This is a genomic window from Lysinibacillus sp. NPDC094177 (genome assembly GCF_050279145.1).
Taxonomy (GTDB): domain Bacteria; phylum Bacillota; class Bacilli; order Bacillales_A; family Planococcaceae; genus Lysinibacillus.
Genome location: NZ_JBNNTW010000007.1, coordinates 105860 through 132068, shown reverse-complemented (window position 1 = coordinate 132068; position 26209 = coordinate 105860). Strand labels below are relative to the sequence as shown.

The 26209-nt window shown below is 33.6% G+C and carries 25 protein-coding genes and 1 pseudogene; 13 read left to right on the top strand and 13 right to left on the bottom strand.

Annotated elements, in window-relative coordinates; genetic code table 11:
• The first annotated feature begins 38 nt into the window (after positions 1–38).
• Together ACQKNC_RS13520 and ACQKNC_RS13515 are read left to right on the top strand one after the other, a co-directional pair.
• On the top strand, positions 39–926 hold the full coding sequence (locus ACQKNC_RS13520) for an ATP-binding cassette domain-containing protein (protein ID WP_427425439.1): 888 nt from the start codon (positions 39–41) through the stop codon (positions 924–926).
• Positions 923–1720, top strand: a complete 798-nt coding sequence (locus ACQKNC_RS13515; protein WP_427425350.1) for an ABC transporter permease — start codon at positions 923–925, stop codon at positions 1718–1720. The genes ACQKNC_RS13520 and ACQKNC_RS13515 overlap by 4 nt, the downstream gene beginning before the upstream one ends.
• 60 nt (positions 1721–1780) lie before the next feature.
• Here ACQKNC_RS13515 and ACQKNC_RS13510 read toward each other — a convergent pair whose 3' ends face one another.
• Positions 1781–2380, bottom strand: coding sequence for a TetR/AcrR family transcriptional regulator C-terminal domain-containing protein (locus tag ACQKNC_RS13510; RefSeq protein ID WP_427425349.1), 600 nt, complete (start codon positions 2378–2380; stop codon positions 1781–1783).
• A gap of 341 nt (positions 2381–2721) precedes the next feature.
• On the opposite strand from ACQKNC_RS13510, the pseudogene ACQKNC_RS13505 reads away from it, so the two are divergent.
• Positions 2722–3719, top strand: a pseudogene (locus tag ACQKNC_RS13505) (IS3 family transposase); the annotation flags it as partial.
• 167 nt (positions 3720–3886) lie between these two features.
• On the opposite strand, the gene ACQKNC_RS13500 reads toward ACQKNC_RS13505, so the two are convergent.
• From ACQKNC_RS13500 to ACQKNC_RS13475, 6 genes are all read right to left on the bottom strand, one after another.
• Positions 3887–4246 carry a hypothetical protein gene (locus ACQKNC_RS13500; protein WP_427425348.1) on the bottom strand — a complete coding sequence of 120 codons (360 nt, stop codon included), beginning with the start codon at positions 4244–4246 and terminating at the stop codon, positions 3887–3889.
• A 219-nt stretch (positions 4247–4465) separates the two neighbouring features.
• Positions 4466–6151 (bottom strand): methyl-accepting chemotaxis protein, encoded by a 1686-nt coding sequence (locus tag ACQKNC_RS13495; protein WP_427425347.1) that lies wholly within the window; start codon positions 6149–6151, stop codon positions 4466–4468.
• 428 nt (positions 6152–6579) lie between these two features.
• Positions 6580–6939, bottom strand: coding sequence for a bacterial transcriptional activator domain-containing protein (locus ACQKNC_RS13490; protein WP_427425346.1), 360 nt, complete (start codon positions 6937–6939; stop codon positions 6580–6582).
• A gap of 75 nt (positions 6940–7014) precedes the next feature.
• Complete coding sequence (locus ACQKNC_RS13485; RefSeq protein WP_427425345.1) at positions 7015–7314, bottom strand: hypothetical protein; 300 nt, start codon at positions 7312–7314, stop codon at positions 7015–7017.
• A gap of 246 nt (positions 7315–7560) precedes the next feature.
• The gene (locus tag ACQKNC_RS13480; RefSeq protein ID WP_427425344.1) at positions 7561–8163 is read right to left on the bottom strand and encodes a sensor domain-containing diguanylate cyclase; all 603 of its coding nucleotides are present in this window, start codon (positions 8161–8163) and stop codon (positions 7561–7563) included.
• Positions 8164–8530: 367 nt separating this feature from the next.
• Positions 8531–8704, bottom strand: a complete 174-nt coding sequence (locus ACQKNC_RS13475; protein WP_427425343.1) for a hypothetical protein — start codon at positions 8702–8704, stop codon at positions 8531–8533.
• Between the two features lie 154 nt (positions 8705–8858).
• On the opposite strand from ACQKNC_RS13475, the gene ACQKNC_RS13470 reads away from it, so the two are divergent.
• A complete protein-coding gene (locus ACQKNC_RS13470; protein WP_427425342.1) occupies positions 8859–9188 on the top strand; it encodes a helix-turn-helix domain-containing protein in 330 nt (109 codons plus the stop codon).
• A gap of 277 nt (positions 9189–9465) precedes the next feature.
• On the opposite strand, the gene ACQKNC_RS13465 is transcribed toward ACQKNC_RS13470, so the two are convergent.
• From ACQKNC_RS13465 to ACQKNC_RS13455, 3 genes are all read right to left on the bottom strand, one after another.
• Positions 9466–9609 carry a hypothetical protein gene (locus ACQKNC_RS13465; RefSeq protein ID WP_427425341.1) on the bottom strand — a complete coding sequence of 48 codons (144 nt, stop codon included), beginning with the start codon at positions 9607–9609 and terminating at the stop codon, positions 9466–9468.
• 10 nt (positions 9610–9619) lie between these two features.
• The gene (locus ACQKNC_RS13460; RefSeq protein ID WP_427425340.1) at positions 9620–10015 is read right to left on the bottom strand and encodes a response regulator; all 396 of its coding nucleotides are present in this window, start codon (positions 10013–10015) and stop codon (positions 9620–9622) included.
• A 615-nt stretch (positions 10016–10630) separates the two neighbouring features.
• The gene (locus ACQKNC_RS13455; protein ID WP_427425339.1) at positions 10631–13105 is read right to left on the bottom strand and encodes a LuxR C-terminal-related transcriptional regulator; all 2475 of its coding nucleotides are present in this window, start codon (positions 13103–13105) and stop codon (positions 10631–10633) included.
• 1108 nt (positions 13106–14213) lie between these two features.
• Here ACQKNC_RS13455 and ACQKNC_RS13450 point away from each other — a divergent pair.
• From ACQKNC_RS13450 to ACQKNC_RS13410, 9 genes are all read left to right on the top strand, one after another.
• Positions 14214–14942: an ABC transporter ATP-binding protein gene (locus tag ACQKNC_RS13450; RefSeq protein ID WP_427425338.1), complete on the top strand. Its 729-nt coding sequence runs from the start codon at positions 14214–14216 to the stop codon at positions 14940–14942.
• Positions 14939–15955, top strand: coding sequence for an ABC transporter permease (locus tag ACQKNC_RS13445; protein WP_427425337.1), 1017 nt, complete (start codon positions 14939–14941; stop codon positions 15953–15955). The genes ACQKNC_RS13450 and ACQKNC_RS13445 overlap by 4 nt, the downstream gene beginning before the upstream one ends.
• A gap of 524 nt (positions 15956–16479) precedes the next feature.
• Positions 16480–17358 (top strand): ABC transporter ATP-binding protein, encoded by an 879-nt coding sequence (locus ACQKNC_RS13440; protein WP_427425336.1) that lies wholly within the window; start codon positions 16480–16482, stop codon positions 17356–17358.
• Positions 17359–17376: 18 nt separating this feature from the next.
• Positions 17377–18084, top strand: coding sequence for an ABC transporter permease (locus ACQKNC_RS13435; protein WP_427425335.1), 708 nt, complete (start codon positions 17377–17379; stop codon positions 18082–18084).
• A gap of 23 nt (positions 18085–18107) precedes the next feature.
• Positions 18108–18818: a response regulator transcription factor gene (locus tag ACQKNC_RS13430; protein ID WP_427425334.1), complete on the top strand. Its 711-nt coding sequence runs from the start codon at positions 18108–18110 to the stop codon at positions 18816–18818.
• A gap of 8 nt (positions 18819–18826) precedes the next feature.
• Entirely contained in the window at positions 18827–20266 is a 1440-nt protein-coding gene (locus tag ACQKNC_RS13425; RefSeq protein ID WP_427425333.1) for a sensor histidine kinase, read from the top strand.
• Positions 20267–20347: 81 nt separating this feature from the next.
• Positions 20348–20833: a DinB family protein gene (locus ACQKNC_RS13420; protein ID WP_427425332.1), complete on the top strand. Its 486-nt coding sequence runs from the start codon at positions 20348–20350 to the stop codon at positions 20831–20833.
• A gap of 244 nt (positions 20834–21077) precedes the next feature.
• Positions 21078–21836 (top strand): ABC transporter ATP-binding protein, encoded by a 759-nt coding sequence (locus tag ACQKNC_RS13415; RefSeq protein ID WP_427425331.1) that lies wholly within the window; start codon positions 21078–21080, stop codon positions 21834–21836.
• A gap of 4 nt (positions 21837–21840) precedes the next feature.
• Positions 21841–24222 carry an ABC transporter permease gene (locus ACQKNC_RS13410; RefSeq protein WP_427425330.1) on the top strand — a complete coding sequence of 794 codons (2382 nt, stop codon included), beginning with the start codon at positions 21841–21843 and terminating at the stop codon, positions 24220–24222.
• An 88-nt stretch (positions 24223–24310) separates the two neighbouring features.
• Here ACQKNC_RS13410 and ACQKNC_RS13405 read toward each other — a convergent pair whose 3' ends face one another.
• The 3 genes from ACQKNC_RS13405 to ACQKNC_RS13395 form a co-directional block, all read right to left on the bottom strand.
• On the bottom strand, positions 24311–24775 hold the full coding sequence (locus ACQKNC_RS13405) for a DUF523 domain-containing protein (RefSeq protein WP_427425329.1): 465 nt from the start codon (positions 24773–24775) through the stop codon (positions 24311–24313).
• A gap of 94 nt (positions 24776–24869) precedes the next feature.
• A complete protein-coding gene (locus tag ACQKNC_RS13400; RefSeq protein ID WP_427425328.1) occupies positions 24870–25391 on the bottom strand; it encodes a DUF6886 family protein in 522 nt (173 codons plus the stop codon).
• A 13-nt stretch (positions 25392–25404) separates the two neighbouring features.
• A complete protein-coding gene (locus tag ACQKNC_RS13395) occupies positions 25405–26166 on the bottom strand; it encodes a class I SAM-dependent methyltransferase (protein WP_427425327.1) in 762 nt (253 codons plus the stop codon).
• Positions 26167–26209: the final 43 nt, after the last annotated feature.

Here is a 26209-nt window from a genome sequence, read left to right as displayed (position 1 = left end):
CATTATTAAGAACAGTCGAAGGGGTGAATTGTATGCCAATGATCGAGGTCAATAATTTAACTAAAATGTTTGGGGATTTTTATAGCGTACAGAATGTGGACCTACAAATCGAAAAAGGTGAAGTGTTTGGATTTTTAGGTCCAAATGGTGCTGGTAAATCTACAACAATACGTCATTTAATGGGTTTCTTACAGCCCACAGAAGGACAGTGTTTTATAAAAGGGTTGGATTGTCGACAATCTACGGCTGAAATTCAAAAATTTGTAGGATATTTACCTGGGGAAATTGCATTTATCGATAAAATGACTGGACTACAATTTATCAAATTTATTGCCCAAATGCGAGGGTTACATGATTTAACAAGAGCTAATGATCTCATGCAATACTTTGAGTTAAATGCCACTGGGCTTATTAAGAAAATGTCAAAGGGTATGAAGCAAAAAGTTGGTCTCATTTGCGCATTTATGCATAATCCAGAGATAGTCATTCTAGATGAACCGACAAGTGGCTTAGATCCTCTTATCCAAACAAAGTTTATAGATTTTATTTTAGCTGAAAAAGAAAAAGGAACGACCATATTCATGTCCTCTCATATGATTGAAGAAATTGAAAAAACTTGTGACCGTGTAGCGATAATTAATGCTGGGAAAATTGTAGCAACTGAAACAATTGCTGACTTAAAAAAACAAAAATCTAAAAAGTTTTTAATTGAATTTCAAAGCGAGCAAGAGCTGTCTCGTTTCTTAGGAGAGCAACTTAAAATTGAACAGATTGGCCCAACTCAAGCAATTATAAAAGTTCAGGGTAATGTCCAAACATTACTTCATACACTAGCAGACTATAAAATTAATGACCTCGATATAATTTCACAATCACTTGAAGATATATTCATGCATTATTACGAAAGAGGAGGTAATGAATCATGAACTTTACTTTGCTGAAACATGAGGTTCTTGCTACTGTTAAACTTTTTAGTATTATACTCGCTGTATTAATGCTCTATATCATTAGTATTGTTTATATGTACAACCCTGAAATGAGTAATACTCTTAATAAACTTACCGAAACAATGCCTGAATTGATGTCAGCATTTGGCATGAGTAACATAGGTAATACGTTAATTGAATTTCTATCAACCTATTTGTATGGATTTTTATTACTCATTCTGCCGTTAGTTTTCATCATTATGTTGGCAAATAAACTAATTATGGGCTATATCGATAATGGCTCCATGGCATACCTAATCGCGACACCGAATACACGTTTTAAAATTGTTTTCACGCAAGCATTTTTTTTAATTGCTAGCATTTTTATTTTGCTCTCTATAACAACTTTGGTTGCAGTTATATTTTCAGAGATTCTATTTCCAAATGAATTGGATATAAGTGCTTTTTTGACTTTAAATATCGGTCTTTTTTTCTTACACTTTGCCATTAGTGGCTACTGTTTTTTTGTATCCTGCAGTAGCAAGGATTTAAGAACCTCTTATGCGTATAGTACAGGAATTCCTATCCTATTTTATTTAATTCAGGCGCTTAGTAATATGGGTGGTGCTTTAGGAAAGCTACAGTACTTCACCATCTACTCATTGTTTGCACCTGAAAAATTAATGACTCAAGATAGCTCGTCTATTTGGATGCTAGGGGCATTATTTTTAATCGGGATGCTTTGCTATATGCTAGCTATTCGTATTTTTATTAAACGTGATTTGTATTTATAACGTGAAAATCTGCTTGCTTTCTTGGAGCAAGCAGATTCTTACATTTAGAAATATAAAATATCATTGCTGCAAAGATGCCAAATCACCAAGGAAGCGCAATAACCGAAAATGAATCATCGCTAACTCCTCTACGTTTAAATCCTCATCTCCATTGTTTAGCCATTCTTGTATAACACCTAAAATCGCGGATGTTAAAAAAGCTTCAAAATATTGTTGAAACTCTGAGTCAAGTCCTTCTTCTCGAATAACAGAGATTCTGTCCAATATATGATTACTAAAAACTTTCTTCATCCTCTTACTAAAGGCGGGGCTCCCCTGCTCCCCTATAATAACTCGAAAGGCTGTTGCGTGCTCTTTAATATATTTAAACACTGCTATAAACGGCTGATAAAGTTGACCTATTTTTACCGTGTGAAAGGCTTCTAGTGGTTGAACGTTTTTTACATAGCTTTCTAGTTCATTTAATAATTCCTGCTGCAAATCTTCCATCACTTCAAATTTATCCTTATAATGTAAATAAAAAGTTCCTCGATTTATGTTTGCAGTAATAGCTAGATTTTTTACTGTTACTCGTTCAAAGCCCACTTCCTCTATTTGTATAAGTAATGCATTTTTTATAGCTTGTTTTGTTTCAAAATTCATAATATCGTGAATAGACATTTAGAACCTCCATTGTATTATCACTTTATTCCGATTAGTAGTTAGCGATGTTGTTATATGATCACAACAAGGTCAAAATAGTGTTAGTAATTACAGGCATTACCTTATTTATCGGCATTCTTCTTTATTTATTTCCATTAATCTCATTTAGGAAAATTGTTATTTATAAAATTTTATTAACAACTTACTTTTTCAATGAATTCTGAGTACTAGTCAGTTTTTTGACTTAGGCAGTTGTGAAGAGATAATAAAGTTGTAAACTTCCTATTTTAAATTTCGAACCCATTACTACTACGACTTACGATGTTATCTACAAACGTACTGTGTTTTTTAACATTGTATACTTAAAGGAAAACACGGTATCAACACCAACCAAAGGATCAGTAGAGGCACTTGAAGCACGCATCAAACAACTGGAAATGGAAAATGCCTATTAAAAACAGTTGAATGCTTTAGTTCAAATGCAAGAAAAATTACAAACAAAATCAAAGCGCAAGTAATTTTTAAACTAAAGAAAATCTACAAGGTCGTTGATTTAGTCAAAGTCGCAGGTATTCCACGAAGCACATATTACTATTTGGAAAAACGATTGAATCAGTCTGATAAATATGCGAAAGTAAAACAAGCGATTCACATGATTTATCATGAACATAAAGGTAGTTATGGGTATCGTCTTATTGCGAAAGAACTTGAAAAATACGGCTTCTTTCATGATCCGAAAACGATTAACCGCTTAATGAATCAACTAGTTTTGAAATGCCAAGTACGACTGAAAAAATATCGCTCGTATAAAGGACAGACAGGCAGAATTGCGACTAATTTAATTAAATGTGATTTTAAATCAAAGCGAATGAATGAAAAATGGGTAACTGATGTGACGGAATTTCATTTATTTGGAGAAAAACGATATTTATCAACGATTATGGACCTGTGCAACGGAGAAATTATTACTTATACAATTATGAAGCGACCTGTTTATCAATTAGTATCGAATATGTTGAATCAAGCATTCTAGCGTTTCCAGCCTAACGATGACTTAATTCTCCATTCCGATCAAGGTTGGCATTATCAAATGAGCCCATAGCAAAAAGCGCTCCAAAACACGGTATTAAACAAAGTATGTCTCGTAAAGGCAACTGCTTAGATAACGCCACAATGGAATCTTTCTTCGGTATTTTAAAAATCAGAATTACTGTATCTACAAGAGTTTGAAAGCTGTGAACAGTTTGAGCAAGAACTAATAAATTACATCGAGTATTACAATCACAAACGTATAAAGGCAAAATTAAAATATCTGAGCCCAGTGGAATACCGAGCTCAGATATTAGAAGCTGTCTAACAAATATGTCTAACTTTCTTGGGTCAGATTATCCAAGGAGTGACTTCTTGCTATTTTCTTATTTGTTCTATCATTTATTATTTCTAATTTTACTAAGTGTATGACTCTCAAATCCATTAACAGTAGTATTTTTAACTGAATAATAGGAATTATCTTTCCTTTTCGAATTAAAAGTCTACATTCTCTCCAATTAAATCTTCAAAATCGTTTTTCATAAAAGAAAGCACTTCTTCCACGAAAATTTGATACGAAATTGTGTCTGAAACATATATATTATATTCTTTACCAAATTCAAATTTTGCATTATTATTTTTAGTTTGTTCCTCTCTATAACTGATCCATTCATAAAGTTTATCATTTGAAAAATGATATACATAATTTCTGTTTGTATTAAAAAAATCAACCAAATCTTGTTTTTTCTTATTATATTTATATTTGACCCCTTGTATTTTCTTTTTTTTAATTATATCTAAATAGTTGTTGTACGATATGGCAAGTTTATCTATACAAAAAATCTCCAATAACATTAATCATTTCATTTTTCACTAAGTTAGTGGCTGAATTGAATAGTTTAAATTTGTAAAAATCCAAACTTAAATCAAAATCAGAATCCGTTTGCTGCTGTATAAAATTTAATACAGTATTACTATTTAATATAAAGATTCCCCACTTACGTGTATTGGCAACAACTTAAAGATTATTAGACTAACAACATATGTGTAATACACATAGAAGTGGATCGTATATCAACTAAGCTTAAATTGTTGAACATGATGATTCAATTCTTCTGCCATCTTTGCAAGTAGATTGGAGCTATTTGTCACTTCCTCCATCGTAGAAGAGGTTTGCTGCATTGTTGCTGAAGTTTGTTCTACACCAGCTGCTGATTGCTCGGAAATGGCTGCAATTTCATCTACCGCCTTATTAATTTGAGTTGAATTATTGACAATTTGCTTCATGTTTTGTGAAACGATTGCAATATTATCTCCCATTGATGTAACAGCTGATTCAATACTCATAAAAGTTTCATTCGTGGCAACAATTTGTGAAGTGCCATTTTGAACCTCTTTATAACTAATTTTTAATTCGTCTGTTACACTATTTGTTTCAGCTACAATTTGATCCACAATTTGAGAAATATCGATAACAGAAAGGGATACTTGTTCAGCTAATTTTCGCACTTCATCTGCTACAACAGCAAAACCTTTTCCTTGTTCTCCTGCACGTGCTGCTTCAATGGCAGCATTAAGAGCTAATAAATTTGTCTGATCCGCAATATTGTTAATCATTAGTACAAGTTCAGAGATAGATTGCGTTTTATTATTAAGACCCTCTACTCTTATTACGACTTCATGGATAATTTCATCAATTTTTGACATTTGTGTTGTGGATTGTTCCATTAATGTGCGACCTGTATTAGTTAAATGTAAGACATTATCTGAATGTGTTTGTACATAGTCACCATTATTATTCGCTTCCTGCACACGCGCTACAAAATCCTCCATTTGGATTGCTAATCCACTGGCATTATTAGCTTGTGATTCTGCTCCTTCTGCAATTTCATTCATAGTAAGTGCTACTTGTCCTGTTCCAACTTTAACTTCCTCAGCTGATTGTAGTAATTCTTCACTATGTGTGGCAACCTCATTAGAAACTACTTGAATTTGGCGCAAGATACTTTGCAATTTTCCACTTAACATATTTGTTGCACCTGTTAATTGACCGATTTCATCTTTTGATTTAACGGTTAATGCGTCATCACTTAAATTACCCTCTGCAATGCGTTGTACACGTTCAGAAATACGTTGCACTGGCCGAGAAATTGAAGTGGCACTATATAAAGCAATTCCTATTGCAATTAAAATCACTGTAACAATTATAATGTTATTGATTGTACTTAATGTATGATTATACGTAATAATAGTATCTCCAGATTTACGAACAGTGGCCTCACGGTTGCCTGCAAGATCCTCAAAGCCTAATTGGATTTCTCTCGCTTCATCAGCCACACCCATTAAATTTGCAATGGCTAACTCTTTATTTCCACTTTCATAAACAGAGAATACATTCTTTTTAACATATTCCCTCCATACCTTTGCTCTTGCAGATAACTCTGTTAATTTATCAGACAGCCGTATTTTTTGAGCCTTCTCTTCATTTTCAAGTGAAAGTTGTGTATAGTCATTGAATCTGTCTTTATATTTTTGATCGCCTGTTAACAAATAGCCTCGTGAAGCACCAATTCGTGCAGACATTGAGTTTGCTAAATGTTGATCTATAATGGAAAGCTCGAATTCTATGTTCACAATTTCGTCGAGTTCTTTACTCATTTTGATATTAGAATATGTGGTATATACACCTTGAACGATAATAACTAGTAAAACAACAATAAATCCGAATAAAATTTTTGCACGTATCGTTTTAAATTGCATGAGAAGCCTCTTTTCTTATGTATTTTTTATAGTCATCATAGTTTTAAAAGTAAAGGACTTATATAGAAATTTAAATAAACTTAGATTCATATTTTCTAATATTTCAATACTAATAAGGGTTTTAAAATTATGAAGTTGTCGTATTGACAGTAAGTCCCCCATATCCATAAGTGTTTATCTTTAAAGGCTTAATTCTTTAGGTACTATTTTCATCAATCCTCATGTGAAGAGCTAAAGCATACCTTATTTATCTCTTTTGAAAAATAATAAACTCGTACCAATAAACATCACAATACCATCAACTGGCTGAAAAATTGGTGTTTACTTACTGTATCAAGACTATGCAAAGTACCCTATGCCCTATTTCTTTTTCAGCTTAAGAACGTTCTTTTGTTTATTTTTTCAATTAATTCACAAAGTTACTTTTTTTAATAATAACCATCCTCACCTCTTTTCGAAATACCACTCCTCTTCTTCCAGTTTTGATACCATCTTTCAATTTCATCACTTAGCTCCATTGTCATTTTCTCTAGGAATATCTTCTTTAATAGCCTATATTGATCTTCAACAGCTACCTTATAATCTAATAAATCGTAAAGTTTCATCAAGAAAAAATAGCTGTCTTTATTACTAGGAAAGATGGATTGAATCCTTTCTTGTATCTTCACAGCAGCAGCGTAGTTCTCGTTCTTAAGATAATACCCACTTAATTTCTGCGCATTGTATAACCAAAGACTCCATAGATGTTCGCTTTCCCTTTCAAACCATAAATAAATTGCTTTCCCCAAAAAACTCGCCTGTATAAGCCTGGAATGCAAGCTCAGGTACCTCTATCGTATCGTGCTCGAGTGGTGGCAAAGATATTAATTGTGTTTGCCATTATCGTTGAAATACTGGTTTGATTCATTTAGTTGTTGCCACCAATCCTTTATTTCTTTAGTCTCTAAGTAATCCTTCAATTTTATTAAATTTTTATCTAACTCTGCAGCACTTATTAAAAGCTGTTCTTTATTTGTTTCTAATATTGGATTTAAAATCATCGAATTAATATAAACTTCCTGATCAGTGAATCCAAAGCGAATTTCTTTGATAAGTAATAGCGAAACTGTTAGTAAAATAATAAACAACATAAAAGACATATTTAATTTTTTACCTATACTCATCAGAAATCTCTCCAATTTAAATTTTCATTTATTTCATAGCAAATAATATTCTCTATCATTACCCACTCACATTTTCCATTATATTAATTTTATTTCTTCGTATCCTTCTTCTGTTTCTATCACATAATACTCACTATCTAAATAAAGAATAGGTGTATCACATATTTTTCTAAGAGTGATTAAATGATTTTATCCCTTCTTATGAAATCGGACATAATAATACAAATTCATTACTATATGCTTTTGTTAATAGTACAAAATTTGATTACAAACGACTTTTAACAGTTCACTAATTTTTTTCAATACTTGATTAGCATGATCCAAACCTAGACTTTCATTAAAACTTTTAAAATCATTTATATTGATTTTCAATAAATAAAACGGCTCGTTGTTCTGTATTTTTTGCTCTACGATTTTCTCTAAATACATACTGTTTGGTAATCCTGTAATCGAATCATAAATAAACCTATTTTCTAATCCAAATGCTAGCATTTTTTTTTCTGTAATATCATGGCGAATAGCTATATATTGCTCCACTTCGCCTAATTCATTTTTTGAAGTGACAATTGTAGTATCAACCCGATAGATAGTTCCATCTTTTGCCTGATTACAAATTTCACCTCGCCACGTATTCTCCTGCGAAATCATATCCCACATGGTTTTGAAAAAAGAAGAATCATAGTAACCAGAATTTATTACACGATGAGTTTTACCAATAAGTTCTTTCGTTGAATATTTAGCCATATCGTAATATTTCTGGTTGGAATATAAAATACGTCCCTTTGTATCAGTAATAGCTAAGATGGTTTTGTCATTTAATGCTTCATACATATCAAATATTTTTTTCATTTTTATCTAATTATATCCATTTCTGTTTATCTTATTTATTTCCTTTATTGTGTTGACGATATCAATCGAACCAACTTACCAACTATACCAATAGTGAAATTATCTTAATTTAATAATTTATGATTTTATTCACAAAACATTTTTTAAGAATAAGCATTTTGTTCGATTTGGCAAGCAGAGAAAATGTATTGCTAATAATTGTATTTATGACTTCAAATATAGGTTGTGAATATATACCAAAAAAATAATAACACTAAACATAACACCGCTTTATTTAAACCTGGTAACCTAAGCTATTCGTAAAAAGAAATAGCTTTTATGCCAATCGAACAAATTGATATATAAATCGTACTCGTAGTGAGATTACTTATATATTATCTGAAATCTCCTGCTGTGTAGTTTTATCGAGATGTTCATGCTTTTTAAGAGCATTTTCAGCTACAGCTGCTATTCTCACTAATGTAAGGAAATATTGTTGATTTTCCGTTGATAAATGTCTTATAATTCCAATTATTTCGTTAATAATAATTTCATTTTTCATAAATAACACCCCCATCAAATTTCATTTGTGATGTTTATAACCACATATTATCACAAACGGAATTATTGTCTACCATTTATTTTCAATTACGATAATTGAATATTTACTTTATTTGTGATAAATTATAATTACATATAAATGAGGTGAATGTATTTTGTATACCCGAATAAAAGCAATCAGAAGTGCCTTAAAGATGAACCAAGCAGAATTTGCTCAGCACTTAGGATTAGGACAATCAACTCTTGCTATGATTGAAGTAGGTAAACGTACATTTAGCGATAAACATATTAAAATAATTTGTGCAACTTTTAACGTTAATGAAGAGTGGTTGCGAACTGGGAAGGGTGAAATATTTAATTCTTCTCTCTATGAAAATGAATTAATTGAGATTTTTGATAACCTTAATCCCGAAACACAACAATATTTACTTGTTATGGCAAAAGAATTGCTTAATACTCAACAAAAATTATTATCAAAAAAATAGGGAAGATAATTTATGAGCCTGCTTCAATTAGAAAGCTTTACAGACTGCTCCATGCAAGAAAACTAAACAGATATGTTATTCAAGGTGGGGCTTACTGACCCACCTTTTTTATATCCACATTGGAGCTACTGTTGGTTTGGAATAAAGTTTGATCAAAATAAATGGGTTTGGTTCTAAACAAGAAATTGTAAAGTACCAGGCATCCATATTAGGATACTCTTGATTTCGACTGCTCAAATTAAAGAAGGAGGGCTGGACAGCCACCTTCCTGTTTGAATTACACTTGGAACTTGTTGACCATATCGAGCAGTTCATCAGCCATAAGTGAGAGATGGGTAGAAGACGCCTCAATCTCTTCCATTGATGCAAGCTGCTGCTCACTAGCGCTTGAAATGTTTTCTGCGCCGGATGCCATATTCATAGATGCCTTCTTAATCAACGTTGTTGAATGAATCAATTGCTCTGTGCTTGTAGACATTTGCTGCGAAGCTGCGGAAACCTCTTGAATTTGCCCACGGTTTGACGACGAAATCTTTGGCACCCGCCTGTATCGCTTGAACCACCATCGCCTGTTGTCCCATCCAAGAACACATCATTACCTTCGCACCTGGATCTTGCTGTATTATTTGTTTAAGCGCTTCAAAGCCTTCCATTACTGGCATCGTAATATCCATCGTAACGAAATCGGGTATTAATTTTCTATAGTGTTCAATGGCCTCAATACCATTCCTAGCCTCACCAATGATTTGATGACCGCCTTTTGTCAGAATATCCTTCAGCATTTTTCTCATAAATACTGAATCGTCAACTACCAAGATTTTCGCCATCTTTTATCCTGCCTTTTCTTGATCCAATAATAAAATACTATTCATTTAGCCGGCACTCTCAATTGTTACTGGAACAGAAATAACCTGGTAATATCCATCTTTGGTCATTTCAGTTAAATCAAGGTACACATATTTCCAGCAAGCATACCGTATTGGCTACTTCTCCTACAATGCTGTGATGAATATCTCCCCTAGAACCAATTCGAACAAACTCTCGCATATCTTTCCAAACGTTTTTATACTCCCATCAATAAGTAACCGCCCAAAATTTTTACCAGTAACTCCCACCAACACGTACATTTCAGTTTGTAATGGTGTTCGTAGCTCAAATAGAGAGTTTCAATTCTAACTAGAAGTGTTATTTACCTATTTAATAGATGCCGTGTTTCATTCCAACAATCCGCTTGTGTTTTTAGTTAGCTATAACATTTCACTCTCTCCTTTGTTTATTTCTTTGAACTTTTAAGGTTATTGAGCAATTCTATATTTACAGCTAATATGAATTCTCATGTGCTCACGCAAAAAAAAATAATCTGCTGTATTGAAGAATACAGTAGATTATTTTTTTATCCATACTCAATTATGTAGTATTTATTGTAGTATTTAATGTTTTTTTCAGAATTCCTTTGAAGCTAATTCGGTTTTTGAATGAATGTCTAACTTTCTGTATACATTTCTTAGGATTGTTCTGACAGTTGTTACGGATATATACAACTTATCAGCAATCTCCTTTGAACTTAATCTATTCCTAGCAAGCACAGCTACTTCTCTTTCCCTTGGAGTCAAGGGTGACTTTTCTTGAAGGATAGCTTTCTTAATGATGCTTATCCCCTTTCTCTGACGCTTGCATAGTACTTTTAAGGCCAAGAAGTTGTTATTATATTTACCTTCAATCGTTTCTGAGAGGAAGTCCTCCATACCTTCCTGTTGTGCAAAAGGAAGGTAAATTTGGTCTGGCAAAGCTAAGGTAAGGGCCTCTTTAAGAAGTTTCTGTGCTTCCGTGTTATCTCCATTGTTTCGTTTTGCAATAGCAAAAAAAATGAGTTGGTACACCTGGGGCATCATTAATTTTATATTTCCAACCGGATTTCTAGATGTTTCAAGAGCAGACTGGCAAATTCCATAAAACTCATTATATCGTTTATCCATAAGTAAGAGCCTTAAATGAAGTAATTGAGCGAAGGGGATAACAGGAGCATGTTGTGTATTTTTTAAACTTTCCATGTCGAAAAGCCATGGTGCAACATTATCTTTAATGCCCAGCACAAGGCTTATGATCGACATAGCATGCTCCACCATTCGCAATACATATAAATTTGAATTTTTCTTCGAATAGCCTTGAATATTCTTTATTGAAGTGGAGTAACCTTCCACATCTCCTCGCAAAATGGCAATCCGGGTAAGGACTAATTCTGCACTTATGCAGATACTGATTTCCTGATAACTACGAGCCTCATAAAGTGCTTTATGGCACAGGATTTCTGCATAGGTGTCTTCACCTCGCATGAGCATAGCCTCAGCCCTCATGAGACTATGGCGGCCGGCTCCATGCCCGTTGGTAAACTTATAATATAAAGGTGAAAATTCATCCATCTGTTGTAGTTCATTTTCCAATTCACCGGACTCACGCCAGAATAAATTCAAAATAGAGGTAGTAGCAAAGACCATTGGAATACTTTCTTTAATCATATCAGTCGGTTCCCCTAAAATTTCCCACGCCTCCATTTGGCCACCATGCATTTTAGGAATATCATTGAAGTGTTTCATAGATTCTAGTAGTTTGTATTTGCCGTTTATTTCACGTATTTCATCATGGTTAAAACCATTTCCATTTTGTACTACATAATCAAGCATTTTACACAGTTTTTGGTATGCTTCAAGCTGTCCACTAACATGTGTCTGGAAACCTAAAACGAGCATTGTAAAAGGATATTTACATAACGTGTCTTCGGGGCATTCATTAACTAGTGCCGAAATAAATTCCATTTGCTTATTCAGATGTTCATGGCTGAAAGGTAAAGAAAGGATAGCGTCAAAATCTTTGATCTTATAAAAAAATTTAGCAGCGGAGTAATATTGGGAGTTGGTAGCACAGGCTTGACCCGCTTTACGAATTTTCTGATTTTGATAACCCTTTGGCTGAATGTTATAGAAACGGTTTCGCAGATATAACTGCAAAATGCTATGCATGCTGTACATTTGTTTATCCGGAAAATATCGTATAAAATCGTTGTTTTTAAGCAAATCCTCAATCTTTTTAGGAAGCATTTTCTTCTCCGTCATGATAGCTGCCTGACACGTTGTAAAACTGTCCATAATTGAAACAGAAAGAAGAAAATCCTTTCCTTCTGGTGTAAGCCTATCCCAGATAGCGGTTTCCACCAATCCCTCTATGTCTGCGGTAAATTCGAATGACCCTGTTTCTTTATAGTTGATCATTTGTAGCCGAATAGCGGATACCCAACCCTCTGTACTAGAAAATACGTTTTCCAATTCACTATCGTTAAGACTTATGCCTTCCATACGGAACAATCTATCGGTACCTTGCCTGTCAAATAAAAAAGCAGATGTATCAATAGTATAAATATTATTATTATGAATTTTGAGCTGCTGCTTGGCTTCCAACTGTTGAGTAATAAATATCATATGCAAATTGGGGTTCTTATGCATTGAAAAGACGCTTATCAATTCACAGGGAATATCCCAGTTAACTAAATGAAAGTTATCTATTATTAAATAGGTTTTCATCTGACAGTGTATATTCTCAAGATATTTGGCCATATAAAATAGAGTGTCCATTGTGGGTATCTGAAGATTTTTCAGATCATCAGCTACTTTCCCGTTCAAGTTGGAAAATAACTCGCAAATACCCATCCATGCCATAGGAGCAGACTCGCCCAAACAAGTGTACCAGTATTCACAGGCTCCATGGGGAAGGTTCTCTTTTAAATATTCCCTTACAGCTGTAGTCTTTCCAAAGCCAGACGGTGCCTCCACGATGGTTAAGGGATGATGGGAGATTTGGTCAAGTTGTCTTTTGAGTTTGTCCTTAAAATAATATTTATTCTGTCGATTTATTATCTGTTGCATCTATTTTCCTCCATTTTTTCAACCATCCTATCAAACCAATCACTTCTTTCAACTTGATTACAAATAAACAAACTAACTTAACCCCACAATTTAATTAACTTAATATTATTCCAAAAAACGATAAACTATAGTCAAACGGACAACCTATTTTAAGCTAAACCATGTGTGTACGATTAAATCTTTTTTATAAAACTACACTCTCTCTAATTCTAAAAAAAGATACTAAATTCTAAGATTAAGATATATAAAATTCTCATTTATCGCTAAGTATTATAATTCAATCCCATTAAATTGTATAGAACGATTAAAATTAGAATCAAACAATTTAATAAGCAGAAAAACGATAAAAAATAACTTTAATATATAATCACCATAGTATACATGAAGTATTATTTTATATAACAGTTTGATTACTCCAGATTATAACAATCTAAGTATAAATCACGAAAACAAGCTTTTAATTCCATATGCAGTATTAGTTTTACTTAAGTTGAGTAATGAACCCTTTAAGGGATATATTTATTAATTTTGTTTATGATGGTGCATGTTTAGATTACTTTGAAAATGTAAGATATGGATTGGATTTTATAAAAAAAGCTATGTGATCTTAAATCATCACATAGCCTTTGCTTATAATTATTAATCTAAAAAAATAATAGCTTGCCTCATTAAATATAAGATACCCTTTAAAAGGGCAATATTAAAACGACATTCATTTTATTCAATCTGTAGTATGACCTTGATAACCACTATCTTTTATTGTATATTTTCACTTTCTGTGTTAATGAAAATAGGCCAAAGACAGCAATTTTACATATAACTGTCTTGGTCATTACACATCTAACGACATTATGGTAGTTTGCCTTAGTATCCATGCGAATGTACAACATTAATATATGATACAAAACTTTATTATTCAGTTTAAAATTTTATTATTCAATTTAGAACTATATTATTTAATAACAGCAGTCTAATTTCACCTAGCCCGAAAAGCGATGAAATCCAAAATCACTTAACACTTTTTATTTATCTGTTTATTGTAATTCCTAAAACACTACCTTAAAATTTCAAGTATCAACACTGTGTTTAGTAAAGGAGAGATGGAAATATGGGAAACAATGCAATTTCACTAAACTCCATTGAAAAAAAGTTTCATCAAAAACAAGTAATTGCCCCGCTATCCTTAGAAATCCCAAAGGGACAGCTTATCGGCTTACTTGGTCCTTCAGGCTGTGGGAAAACGACGTTAATAAAAATGATTATGGGAATGATCAAACCCGATAACGGCAATATTCAAGTATTAGATTTTATCGTCCCTCATAAGCAATTACTGACGGATATCGGCTATATGGCACAATCGGATGCACTGTATTTGGATTTAACCGGTGAAGAAAACCTTCATTTTTTTGCTAAGCTTTATCGATTATCAAAAAAAGAACGTGTGGAGCGTGTCAATTATGCTGCAAGCCTTGTTCATTTAACAGATGATTTAAATAGTAAGGTATTGAATTATTCTGGAGGGATGAAACGGAGATTATCCCTTGCAATTGCTCTTATCCAAAATCCAAAGCTGCTGATTTTAGATGAGCCAACTGTTGGTATTGATCCAGTATTAAAAAAAGAAATATGGCAGGAGTTAATTCGATTAAAAAACGATGAGCATAAAACAATCTTGGTAACGACGCATGCAATGGATGAAGCAGAGCGCTGTGACCAGTTAGCTATGCTACGTAATGGTCATATTATCGCGCATGGAACACCAGATGATTTAAAAGCTCATTATCAGGCAAAAGATTTTGATGAAGTGTTTTTAAAGGCTGGAGGTGAGGTTCTATGAGAATCGGCGCAGTTGTTACAAGAATTATGCAACAAATGAGACGCGATAAACGTACACTTGCTTTATTATTTTTAGCACCCCTTCTTGTGCTTTCTTTAATGTATTTTGTTTTTAATAGTAACGAACCTGAAATGACGCTAGTCGTATCAAATGGTCCTGCTACAATAATTGAAAAGCTTGAAGAGGCAGATTTTCATGTTATCGAAAACAATGATTTTACTATTGCCAGTTTAAAAGAAGAAAAATATGATGGCTGGTTAGCTTTCAATCAATCTCAATTGAAGCTCACATTATTAAATGATGATCCGTCTACTGCTAAGGCTTTAAAGATGAAGCTTTCTCAGGTTTTACAGCCAGAGCAATCTTCAAAGATGAAGTTGATGACTGAATACGTATTTGGCGATGAAAATACCGCTATTTTTGATATTTTTAGCCCGATGCTTATAGGTTTCTTTGTTTTCTTCTTCGTCTTTTTAATCACAGGTATAGCATTGTTAAAAGAACGAACTTCAGGGACATTGGAACGTTTACTAGCTACACCGATTAAACGTTCTGAAATAGTTGCTGGCTATATGATTGGTTATGGTTTGTTTGCCTTACTTCAAACGACCATTATTGTATTATTCGGGATTTATATCCTAGATATCGTACACGTTGGTTCAATTTGGCTCGTTCTACTAATCAATATTATCGTTGCGCTTGTTTCATTATCATTAGGAGCTCTCTTATCAAGTTTTGCTGCTTCAGAGTTTCAAATGATGCAATTTATCCCGCTTGTCATTGTACCGCAAATTTTCTTTTCCGGTATTTTCCCACTCGATAATATGGTGGAGTGGCTACAAAATATAGGTCGAATCATGCCACTATACTATGCAGCTGACGCGTTGAATGGGGTTATGTATAAAGGATATTCCTTTAGTGACATTTTATCGGACTTAGCAATTCTCGCTTCCTTCGCTCTTGTGTTTATTACATTAAATATTGTAAGTCTAAAAAAATATCGATCATTATAATCAAAAGGTTCTGCTCAAACATTGGGCAGAACCTTTTTGATTTTAAATTAGGACCATCACCAATATGTGGGGTTATTTTTCGTTCCGGCTAGGCGCTTTCCTGGGGGCGACTGGCTGGCTAACACGATGCTAGTCGAAGGCGTTATCACAGAACGTGATGCTTTTAGCCTTCGTTCCCCTATTACTAATACCCAAGGAGTCGCTCAGCCTCCAATCCAATCAACCGCTTCACTTAGCATGTATTTTCATGCATTTCATTCTAATTTTAATAATAAAACGAAACTTAAACTATAGTGTTTTATCGGCTCGGCGCTCGCCCACAGGAAAGCGAGTAGCCTGGAATGGAAATCAACCCACGTTATGAAGATACAACACAAATATAGAAAAATAAACCAAAGTACTATTAGCAAAGGAACTAATATTCATCTATACTAAATTTACAGTTAATGGCTAAATGTTTTACATCGTAAGTTAATGAAACGAAAATGACTAACAATAAAACCTAAAAATAAAGGTGTGTAAAAATGAATACGATTATGGAAATTCAGAACATCTCTAAACAGTATAGTGGTAAGAAAATTTTAGAGAACGCTACATTTTCTATTTGTGCGAATCAAATTATAGCTCTTGTAGGAAAGAATGGGTCAGGAAAGAGTACCCTTCTTAAAATTATTGCGGAATTAGTCGATGCTGACAGTGGTTCTATAGTAAAACATCAACAATCTTTAAAAATTGGCTATGTGCCAGAAGTAACACCTTCACATATTTTATTTACACCTAAAGAATATCTTTATCATATGGGCAGTATTCAAGGTATGACCAAGAAAAAACTACTGCCAAAAATAAATGATTTACTTGAATTATTTCATTTACAGGAAGCTCGGAACATTCGGATTGTTAACTTTTCTAAGGGTATGAAGCAAAAGGTTATGATTATGCAAGCAATGCTTGAAGACACAGATCTGCTAATCTTAGATGAACCATTATCAGGACTCGATTCTAAGGCACAAAGTGATTTAGAAGAAACCCTTTCCATTTTAAAGGACAAAGGGTTAAGTATCGTTTTAACATGTCACGAAACAAAATTACTGCAACATCTTGTTGATACAGTACTGATTATACAAAACAATAGCGTCATTCAAGCTGATTCATTCAATAAAAATGAACTACCAAAAAATAAATTAATTTTTGAAATATCAAGTGGTAAATTATTGGAAAACCTATTACCTTTTCTTGAAATCCAACATCAAAGTCTATTAAATAATGGTAGTCATGAGGTCATTACCGTTATTAAGACAGAAGATACAGATCAAGTATTATTGGATCTCCTACAGAAAAAAGCCTCTATTAAACAATTAATCCCAATCAATCAGAAGGAGGAACAATTTTATACCCATTTTTAAGGAGGAATAGACGCTGCTATGACAAGTTTAATGCGCTATCAATTTATCAATTATTTAAGGACCTATCAATATGTTCCACCTTTATCAATTTTCGTTTTATGTCTTGTTGTAAACTATACATTTACACCGAATCCAATTTTAAATAGCTATTCGTTTACAGCTATCATTCTCTTTTTTCTTATGGGATGGTTTACAGTTACACTATTTCACGCAGAAGATGAAGGACAAAAAATAATTACAACTCTTCATGCAAAAAGTCGAACACAATACAATTTAGCAATTTTTATGATTTGTGTACTAATTGGTTTATTCTTAAGCTGTGTATCCGTAATCTACCCTACTCTCATTGGCGCCTTTGGAGAAAAACCAAGATTTATACATCAATTACTTGGATTCCTCTCTCATTTTAGTTTATCTGTACTAGCTATTGCACTTTCAGCTATATTTACTAGAGAACTAGTCAAAGACAAACAAAATACTTGGTGGGGTGTACTTGGCATCTTGATTGTTTCAGTCGTGATCGCAACTTTAAAAGAGACAATTCTTCAGATCAAGGGACTAGTTTGGCTGCTTCCACCTGTTCGTCTTTCATTGGAAATGATGGGTTCGGAAGATTCAATAACGTCAATACCGAACATTTTTTATTGGCAATTTGTTTGGATTTTCGTCTATGCAAGCTTCGTCATCATGTTGTTCTTCCTCCTATCGAATCGAAAAAGGAGGTAAATTTCTAAAGAAGGAGCGTTTTTATGGTTAAAAAAGCCAAGGTGCTAATTATAGAAGATGAAAGTGCTATTGCAAATATCATGAAGGACTACTTAAGTGTTAACCATTTCGATCCTCATATCGTTAATACTGGTTATGAGGCACTCCAATATATGAAGGAAACCTATCCTGACTTCATCATTCTTGACCTTTCTCTCCCAGATTGCGATGGTATCGAATTATGTCGTCAAATTCGTGAAAATAATAATGTTGCTATACTAATTTTAAGTGCCCGTAGCAGTGACACCGATAAAGTTCTTGGCTTGGGATTCGGTGCAGATGATTATATGACAAAGCCCTTTTCTTTAAGCGAGCTTGTAGCAAGAATAAATGCCCATTTACGAAAACAGGATAGATGGCTGCAGGACAATGTGAGCCAGATGGATATTATTCAAATCGATCATATGAAAATCAATAAAAGTGAATATACTTTTTCACGTAATAAAAAGAACGTTCCTCTATCAGCTAAAGAATTTGATCTACTATTTTTTCTAATGAAAAATCGTAATCAGGTTTTCCCAAAAAATCAGTTACTCGATGCGGTATGGGGCTATGATACATATGGTGATGAAAATACGATAACCGTTTACATTAGACGTCTACGCGAAAAAGTTGAAAACGATCCATCTTGTCCTGTTTATATTCAAACTGTTTGGGGCGTTGGCTATAAGTTTACTACTCAAAATCATTCGTAGGAGGCACAATGTACTTAAAAAATTGGATGAAGAAATGGTTAAGGTCGATACTAATCTGTGTTTTACTGTTGTTTATTTGTATCCTCACATTATTTTTCACAAATTTTCATCGTAATGAGGAATTACAAAATGAATATGTGATCAATCAAATTCGTTTAAAAGTAAATGGACAATTACTGTACATAGAAGATCATTTCACAAGTCTTGAACAGAATATAAATTTACGCAATTCCCTTCAAGAAATGAGCAATAATGCAGGAATAGATATTACAGTCGTTAAATTAGATGGAAAAGTTATTTTTAATTCAATCGAAGCAGACCTATCACAGTTTATCAATTTAAAAGAGGATTTACATTATGATTTATTTACGTCTAAACAACAACCAGGGATCATTAAAATCGCTTTCCCTATAATTAGTGAAAAGAATGGACAACTAGGCAACGCTATTTTTACTATTGATAGAGATGTACTCTTCCCCATAGAACAGCCTATTCCTAGCAATTTTATACTTCTATTCATATGTGGTTTATTATGTTTTTGCATTATAGGACTGTCCTTGTACTTTGTACGGAAGTCTAACAAAGAGATCTTACTTCCTTTAAATTATTTGAAAAAAAATACCGAAGAAATTGTTAAAGGAAATTATGAGCAGAATACTGTATATTCGCAGGCAGATGAAATCGGTGAATTGTATGCAGTATTTGATCAAATGCGTTTGGAAATAAAAAATCTTACTATACAGCGAGATGAACAAGAACAAAACCAAAAAAAGCTTATATCTAGCATTTCACATGAAGTAAGAACACCTCTAACAACAATAAAAGCTTATTTAGATGCTATTTCAGAGGGAATTTGCCCTGACATGGATTCGCTTATGTCATATATTCAAATCATGCAAACAAATACTGAAAAAATGTCCAGATTAATTGATGATTTATTTATTCACACTTTGAAGGAGCTTGGACATATCCCAGTTAACTTAACAGAGCAATATAGCAAAGATGTCTTTACGAATATTTTGCATCCAATTCATCATTATGTCCAAACGACCGGCATTCATTTTATCGAGCCAGAATATATTCCTAATGTCCTTATTCAAGTAGATAAGCATCGACTAGAGCAAGTACTTTCAAACCTTATTACGAACGCACTAAAGCATACGACTAAAGGCGATTCAATAACCGTTTCTATCAATATAGAAAATCAATTACTAAATATTAATGTCATAGATAATGGTAATGGAATGCTTCCTGAGGATATGCCTTTTATTTTCGAACGCTATTTCAGAGGTATTCAAGCTACTGGTGAGACTGCTGTGAAAAATGAAGGAGCTGGCCTCGGATTGTCTATTTGTAAGCATATTATGGAAGCTCATAATGGTTCCATTTCATTTAAAAGTAAGCAAAATGTAGGAACAACATTTACATTAACCCTTCCTATTATTTAAATTTCTAAGTAAGATGGTAATTCCGAAAAATTAAGAATATAAGTAATGAATGAACGTCAGAAAAAATTGGAGAGTGAAGACATGATTCATGACATAGGGGAATATGTAAAATATTTAGAGGGTGTTCATAAACGAACGCTGCAATATATGAAGGAAATACCTGATGAACTTTTAGATTGGAAGCCTTCTGAAGATAAGTTTTCCATAGGTGATTTATTGCGACATATTGCATCATCTCGTTTGATGTTTCTTGGTATATTTGAAGATGGTTCTTGGACGTACGCAGGACATGATACTAGTAAAGGGGCTACTCTTGAGGATATTTCAAATTACTTAGAGTCATGTCAAATCAAATTAACAAAGGGTCTATTGAAAATTGGCAACGATGTGTTATCAAAAAAGGTTTTAACCCTTCATGGTCATGAAGTTAGTGCTTGGAGAATACTTATGTCCATTCCCGAACATGAAATCCATCATCGTGGGCAAATCTCTTCATATTTACAAATGAACAAGATTGAACCGCCTCAAATTTTCGGATTGAAAATTGAGCAAGTGAAAACATTATAATTTATGAAAGAGCTTTGGACATCACCTTATATCCAAAGCTTATTTTTGTCTTTATATAAAATTTCGCTGTTATATCCACTTTTTATAAGATCCCCACCAATCAGCTTTTACAGGCTGTTAATTCGGGATAAAATACGATTTTCATATCTACAAATATGTTGTAAGAATTTATTAATAATTTAATAAGGACCTTATAATAATTCCCCCTTACACTAAAAGTAATACATTTGAAGGAGGTATTCTCGTGGATAAAGAGGTACTTATTCGTGCTCAAAATCTATGTAAGACATATTCCACTGGGAGTGAGCAATTTCATGCAATAAAAAATATTAATATTGAAATATATAAAGAAGATTTTACTGTCATTATGGGAAACTCCGGTTCAGGTAAATCGACACTGCTTTATCTTTTAAGTGGTCTTGACTCTATTACTGCTGGAGAAGTTTATTTTCATGGAGAGAGGTTGGATACATTTACTGAACAGCAGTTAGCTACATTTCGTTCTAAAAAAATTGGTTATGTCTATCAAAGTAGTAATCTCGTCCCGGATATGACATTGCTAGAAAACATCACCCTCCCAGGATACATTGCAAAATATCCTAAAAAAGATGTGATAAAAAAAGCGGAGACGCTATTAAATAAAATGGGACTTGAAGAGCAACGAAACCGTTTACCTTCGCAAACCTCTGGTGGACAGCAACAAAGAGCTGCTATTGCTAGAGCATTAGTCAATGATCCAGAGATTCTATTTGCAGATGAACCAACTGGTAGTTTAAATTACGATCAAGGTGTAGCTGTCTTAGATATTTTAACTAATTTAAACAAAATGGGTCAGTCTGTTGTGATGATTACGCATGATATAAAAGCTGCCTGTCGTGCTAATCGGCTTATTATCATTCAGGATGGAAAAATTGGAGGTATTTTGAACTTCGATCAATACGATGATGCTAGCATACAAGAGCGTGAACATATTATCTTCTCTTATGTTGCAGGAAAGGAGTAAAAATATGCGCACAATTATTACTCTTTGCTTTGCACATATCAAGAAAAGAAAAATCCAAAATGTACTATTAGCAATCCTAATTATGCTATCCACCCTTTTATTAGCTACCTCTGTAACAATTATTATGAATACAAACAATATTTTTAAAAAAATACATCATGATTCAAATGGGGCTCATCAAATTTTAACTATGGGTAAGGATATTCATAATCCAATCACTGTCAACAATTGGTGGCAAGAGCAACAAGGAGTTACTGCCTCTAATCTCATTCCTTATAGAAATTTATCTGGCTTCACAGCGAATGGTGTAGAAACGCAAAATCTCTTATTCATGATGAATACACCAAAAATGCCCTTTGCTATTGATCGATTACTATTTTCAGAGGGTGAAAATCAGGACTATCCTACTGAGGGAACGATTTGGATTCCCACATCGATGGCTTCTACTTCGAATATTTCACTTGGAGATGCTATTGAATTTGACACCGGCGAAAAAGCTTTTACATTAAATGTTTCGGGTATTGTTGTAGACTTACCATATGGTGGCCCCTTTACAACGAATGCTCGCATTTGGATGAACGACTCTGACTACCATAAACAATTTGCTACGTTGATAGGTTCTGAAGAGTATATGATAGCTCTTCGCTTTGATGATTATCAGCAAAGTGCAAGCTATTGGATAGAATTCGAAAAATTTTTAAAAGGTCCATACCTTGAATCAAAGATGGAATACGAGGAAATCGCTTCGTTCTATTTAATTATTAATAAAATAATCGGCTTCCTTATGATAGCTTTTGGTGTAGCAATGTTATTCATTTCATTATTCATAATTGGCTTTAGTATTTCAGATGCCATTTTAACCAACTACAAAACGATCGGTGTCATTAAATCTCTCGGACTTACTTCTCGAAAAATTAGTGCTACCTATGTCTTACAATTTGCTTTATTATCCGTGGTATCGATTATTCCTGGCCTTATTGTCAGTACAATCCTTTCTAGAGTGATCATAGAAAGTTCTTTATCTTATTTAAAAGCTGGAAAACATTTAACGATTATTCAGGATTTTAGAATCACCATGCTACTTGCAATCATAATCCTTGCCATTGTTATCCTTACTGCGTTCATTTACTCAAACAAAACACGCCACGTTGAACCAGTACAGGCAATTAAATATGGTATGTCAGAATTTGCAAACAGTAAATTGAATCGGCGTTTAAATAACTCTAATCGCCTTTCTAATTTTGTTAATTTGCCGATTCAACTTCATATTGGCATTAATAACATCACCAAAAATATGAAAAGTTCCATTCTTATTATTGTCCTCACAGCCATTACATCAGCTATTTTAGTGTTTAGTGCAGTCATACTTAATAGCTTTATTTCCATCAAACAAAATACACCAGCATGGGGTTACGATTCATCACATGTCGTAGTAACAGTTTCTAATGAGGCAACATTTTCAAAACAACAGTTTGAACAATCTTTACGCGCAGACGACCGTATTAAAAATCACGCTTGGCTAGATCAATTTACAGCTGTACTCCCTAATGGACCAAATCAACCGTTAAATATTAACGTCGATACTATTGAAGGTAATTTTGACGAGGTTGGATACGAGACAACTTCTGGTCGAAATCCTGTAAATAAAAATGAAATTGCTATTGGTATTAATGTCGCTAGGGCTTTGCACAAAAATTTAGGAGATATTGTAGAAGTCTATATTGAAGGCAAGGAGCATCATTTGATTGTTACCGGTATTTATCAATCGATAGCAAATATGTCTAACTCAGCAAGAATTACCGCTGATGTTATTAAAGTTTACAATGCTACCTATTCTGCTTCAGGAGTCAGTATGATTAATTTGGTAGATGAGTCATTATCGGCTCAAATCGTTGAAGATTTAAACAATAACTTTAAAAGCTCTGTCTCAGCCGTCACACAACAAACATTATTAGATGCTGTCTTTAAAGAAGTGGTCTCTGTTTTAATGATCCCATTATCTGTCATAGGGATTTTATTTATCACAGTAACATTCATCATTATTTTTAGTGTTTCTAGAATAAATGTAAGAAAAGAAAGCGGAACTTACGGAATTTTCAAATCTATTGGTATGACCTCAAATACTATTAGATGGTCGATTACATCAGGGATTCTGTTTCTTTCAGCACTAGGGACTATATTTGGGATTTTTATCGGTGTTAAAGTAATACCCGTAGCTTTACAAAGTATTATTTTAGAATATGGCTTACTAGAACTCCCCCTTGTGATAAACTGGCCAGTTAGTATCGGATTATCTCTTTTAAGTATTTTGGCCGCTTGTCTTGGTTGCTGGTTATCAACGAAAATAATCGCCAAAACCTCACCTCGAATTTTGCTTGTTGAATAAAAAATGCCCCCAATCTACGTAGGTAGTGGGGGCGATTCTATATAAATATAGTTAATATAGTAATCTAAGGCAAACACATATTTCCCGATCAAATTTGCATTAATAAATCCGTAAAATCTTCTTCAGAAAAAACACCAATATTATTTCTTCTTAGCAATGCAGTAGTTACACCTACGCCCACTAATTTTGTCCCATTGAAATCCCCATTGTAAATCACTGCACTGCCACAAGATGGACTATACTCTTTTAAAATAACTTTAGTCGCACCTAGTTCAAGTGCTTTTTGTAATGTTGCAAATGCGCCCTTTATATAAAGCTCCGTGACATCACGGCCAGATTTTTCAACCACTCTCGCTTTTCCATCAAGTACGTCTTCACCATCTCCGCCAATAATTTCAGCGGGCTCACGAGGCGTTGAAAAACCTCCCATAAGTTCAGGGCATACAGTGATCGCCTTATTTTCTAACACAAGCTGTTGAATTCTTTCATTTAAACTATCTGTTCCGTTATAACGTACCTTTAGTCCTGCTAGGCAAGAACTTATTAAAATCATATGTGCACCTCATTTTTATCCATTTCGTATAATCACAACTATAGCTCATTTAAAAATTCCGTCAACAGCCCTTACTATGACGAGGCTTGGCTAATTATTTTCTCGGTTGAGCAAATCGCATTCTGCACATCGACCAATTCAATGTTGTTTTTTGAATTTCATCATAGATGTTCCACAGGCTATCGACTACCCGTATTTCAACATTACGTTTAAACATTTCCTCAAATAAATTTTCTATTTCAAATTTAGCAACAGGATATTGTATTGTTTCACTCGTATAATAACCAGCATTTTGATCCTGTAGTGAAAATTCGCGGATGTCAAATTCATATAAGTAAAGTTTCTTATTTTTCATCATCTCAAACCACTTGCTTTCAAGTACGACAACATGTGAACATGATACCGATGCTATATAGGCTCGTTTATCCCGTTCTGTTGTATCGGTACCAATATGGTAGCACACTCGTGGACAATTTCTTGGTGTTAAAAAATTAGGCAAGCATGTATCGTTGATTGCCCATACTAGACCTTTTCCTGAATCTAAATCAAGTCGATCAGGTAAACGAGGGTGAAATACTGTAATATCACTTTCCTCACTGACATGAAATATGCGCACATGCTTCCCTCCTTTATTTTCTTAATTTAAATACAATAAAATCTGCAAAATGCAAATCTTCCTCGAATTGTGGATACTTTCTCAGCATCTCTTTTGAAGGCATCGGTTCAATAACGTCTTCTATCGTAAATCCTGCTTGTATAATTGCTTTCATATAGCTCGTTAATGTTCGATGATAAAAGACAATTTTTTCATCAGAATCTAGCGGAAGCCTTTGATCATATACACCTTCGTAAAAATAGCGTTGAACCTTCCAATACTGTTGGTCAAGCCGTTCATTTCTTATCCATCCACTATTAGGCGTAACAAAGCAAGGATGAAGAATCGAAAAGATCAAAGTCCTATTTGGTTTTAACAGGCGATACATCTCACTCAATGCTTCCTTATAATTCTCTAAATCTTGGAGTACCATATTGGAAATAATACAATCGAACTGCTCATCTACTAAAAAATCTAGTTTTTCGCAATTTCCATATTCATATTGTATAGTGACTTCTCCCTGTGTTCTTTCCCTAGCTATTTCCAGCATTTTTTCTGAATAATCAACAGCTGTGATAATAGCCCCCTGTTTAGCAAGTATTCTACTTAAATAACCTTCTCCACATCCTGCATCTAATAGCCTTTTCCCATGTACATCTTCCAATAATGAAAAAATGGCTGGATTTAATAATACTTCACGGTGTATATCACCATGCTCATCGTAGTTTACTGTAAACCTTTCTGCATGTTGATTCCAGCGTTTAATCGCCTCTTCTGTCGTTACTGTTCTTGCCATACATTTCCCTCATTTCTGTATAGAATCGTAACGTTACGTCCCT

Coding starts and splice junctions, on each gene's coding strand:
- ACQKNC_RS13420 (WP_427425332.1), top strand. CDS start 20,348: ATGATTCATGACATAGGGGAATATGTAAAATATTTAGAGGGTGTTCAT.
- ACQKNC_RS13450 (WP_427425338.1), top strand. CDS start 14,214: ATGGGAAACAATGCAATTTCACTAAACTCCATTGAAAAAAAGTTTCAT.
- ACQKNC_RS13510 (WP_427425349.1), bottom strand. CDS start 2,380: ATGTCTATTCACGATATTATGAATTTTGAAACAAAACAAGCTATAAAA.
- ACQKNC_RS13425 (WP_427425333.1), top strand. CDS start 18,827: ATGTACTTAAAAAATTGGATGAAGAAATGGTTAAGGTCGATACTAATC.
- ACQKNC_RS13455 (WP_427425339.1), bottom strand. CDS start 13,105: ATGCAACAGATAATAAATCGACAGAATAAATATTATTTTAAGGACAAA.
- ACQKNC_RS13435 (WP_427425335.1), top strand. CDS start 17,377: ATGACAAGTTTAATGCGCTATCAATTTATCAATTATTTAAGGACCTAT.
- ACQKNC_RS13515 (WP_427425350.1), top strand. CDS start 923: ATGAACTTTACTTTGCTGAAACATGAGGTTCTTGCTACTGTTAAACTT.
- ACQKNC_RS13410 (WP_427425330.1), top strand. CDS start 21,841: ATGCGCACAATTATTACTCTTTGCTTTGCACATATCAAGAAAAGAAAA.
- ACQKNC_RS13440 (WP_427425336.1), top strand. CDS start 16,480: ATGAATACGATTATGGAAATTCAGAACATCTCTAAACAGTATAGTGGT.
- ACQKNC_RS13430 (WP_427425334.1), top strand. CDS start 18,108: ATGGTTAAAAAAGCCAAGGTGCTAATTATAGAAGATGAAAGTGCTATT.
- ACQKNC_RS13480 (WP_427425344.1), bottom strand. CDS start 8,163: ATGAAAAAAATATTTGATATGTATGAAGCATTAAATGACAAAACCATC.
- ACQKNC_RS13495 (WP_427425347.1), bottom strand. CDS start 6,151: ATGCAATTTAAAACGATACGTGCAAAAATTTTATTCGGATTTATTGTT.
- ACQKNC_RS13520 (WP_427425439.1), top strand. CDS start 39: ATGATCGAGGTCAATAATTTAACTAAAATGTTTGGGGATTTTTATAGC.
- ACQKNC_RS13475 (WP_427425343.1), bottom strand. CDS start 8,704: ATGAAAAATGAAATTATTATTAACGAAATAATTGGAATTATAAGACAT.
- ACQKNC_RS13405 (WP_427425329.1), bottom strand. CDS start 24,775: ATGATTTTAATAAGTTCTTGCCTAGCAGGACTAAAGGTACGTTATAAC.
- ACQKNC_RS13500 (WP_427425348.1), bottom strand. CDS start 4,246: ATGTTATTGGAGATTTTTTGTATAGATAAACTTGCCATATCGTACAAC.
- ACQKNC_RS13460 (WP_427425340.1), bottom strand. CDS start 10,015: ATGGCGAAAATCTTGGTAGTTGACGATTCAGTATTTATGAGAAAAATG.
- ACQKNC_RS13465 (WP_427425341.1), bottom strand. CDS start 9,609: ATGAATATGGCATCCGGCGCAGAAAACATTTCAAGCGCTAGTGAGCAG.
- ACQKNC_RS13445 (WP_427425337.1), top strand. CDS start 14,939: ATGAGAATCGGCGCAGTTGTTACAAGAATTATGCAACAAATGAGACGC.
- ACQKNC_RS13395 (WP_427425327.1), bottom strand. CDS start 26,166: ATGGCAAGAACAGTAACGACAGAAGAGGCGATTAAACGCTGGAATCAA.
- ACQKNC_RS13485 (WP_427425345.1), bottom strand. CDS start 7,314: ATGAGTATAGGTAAAAAATTAAATATGTCTTTTATGTTGTTTATTATT.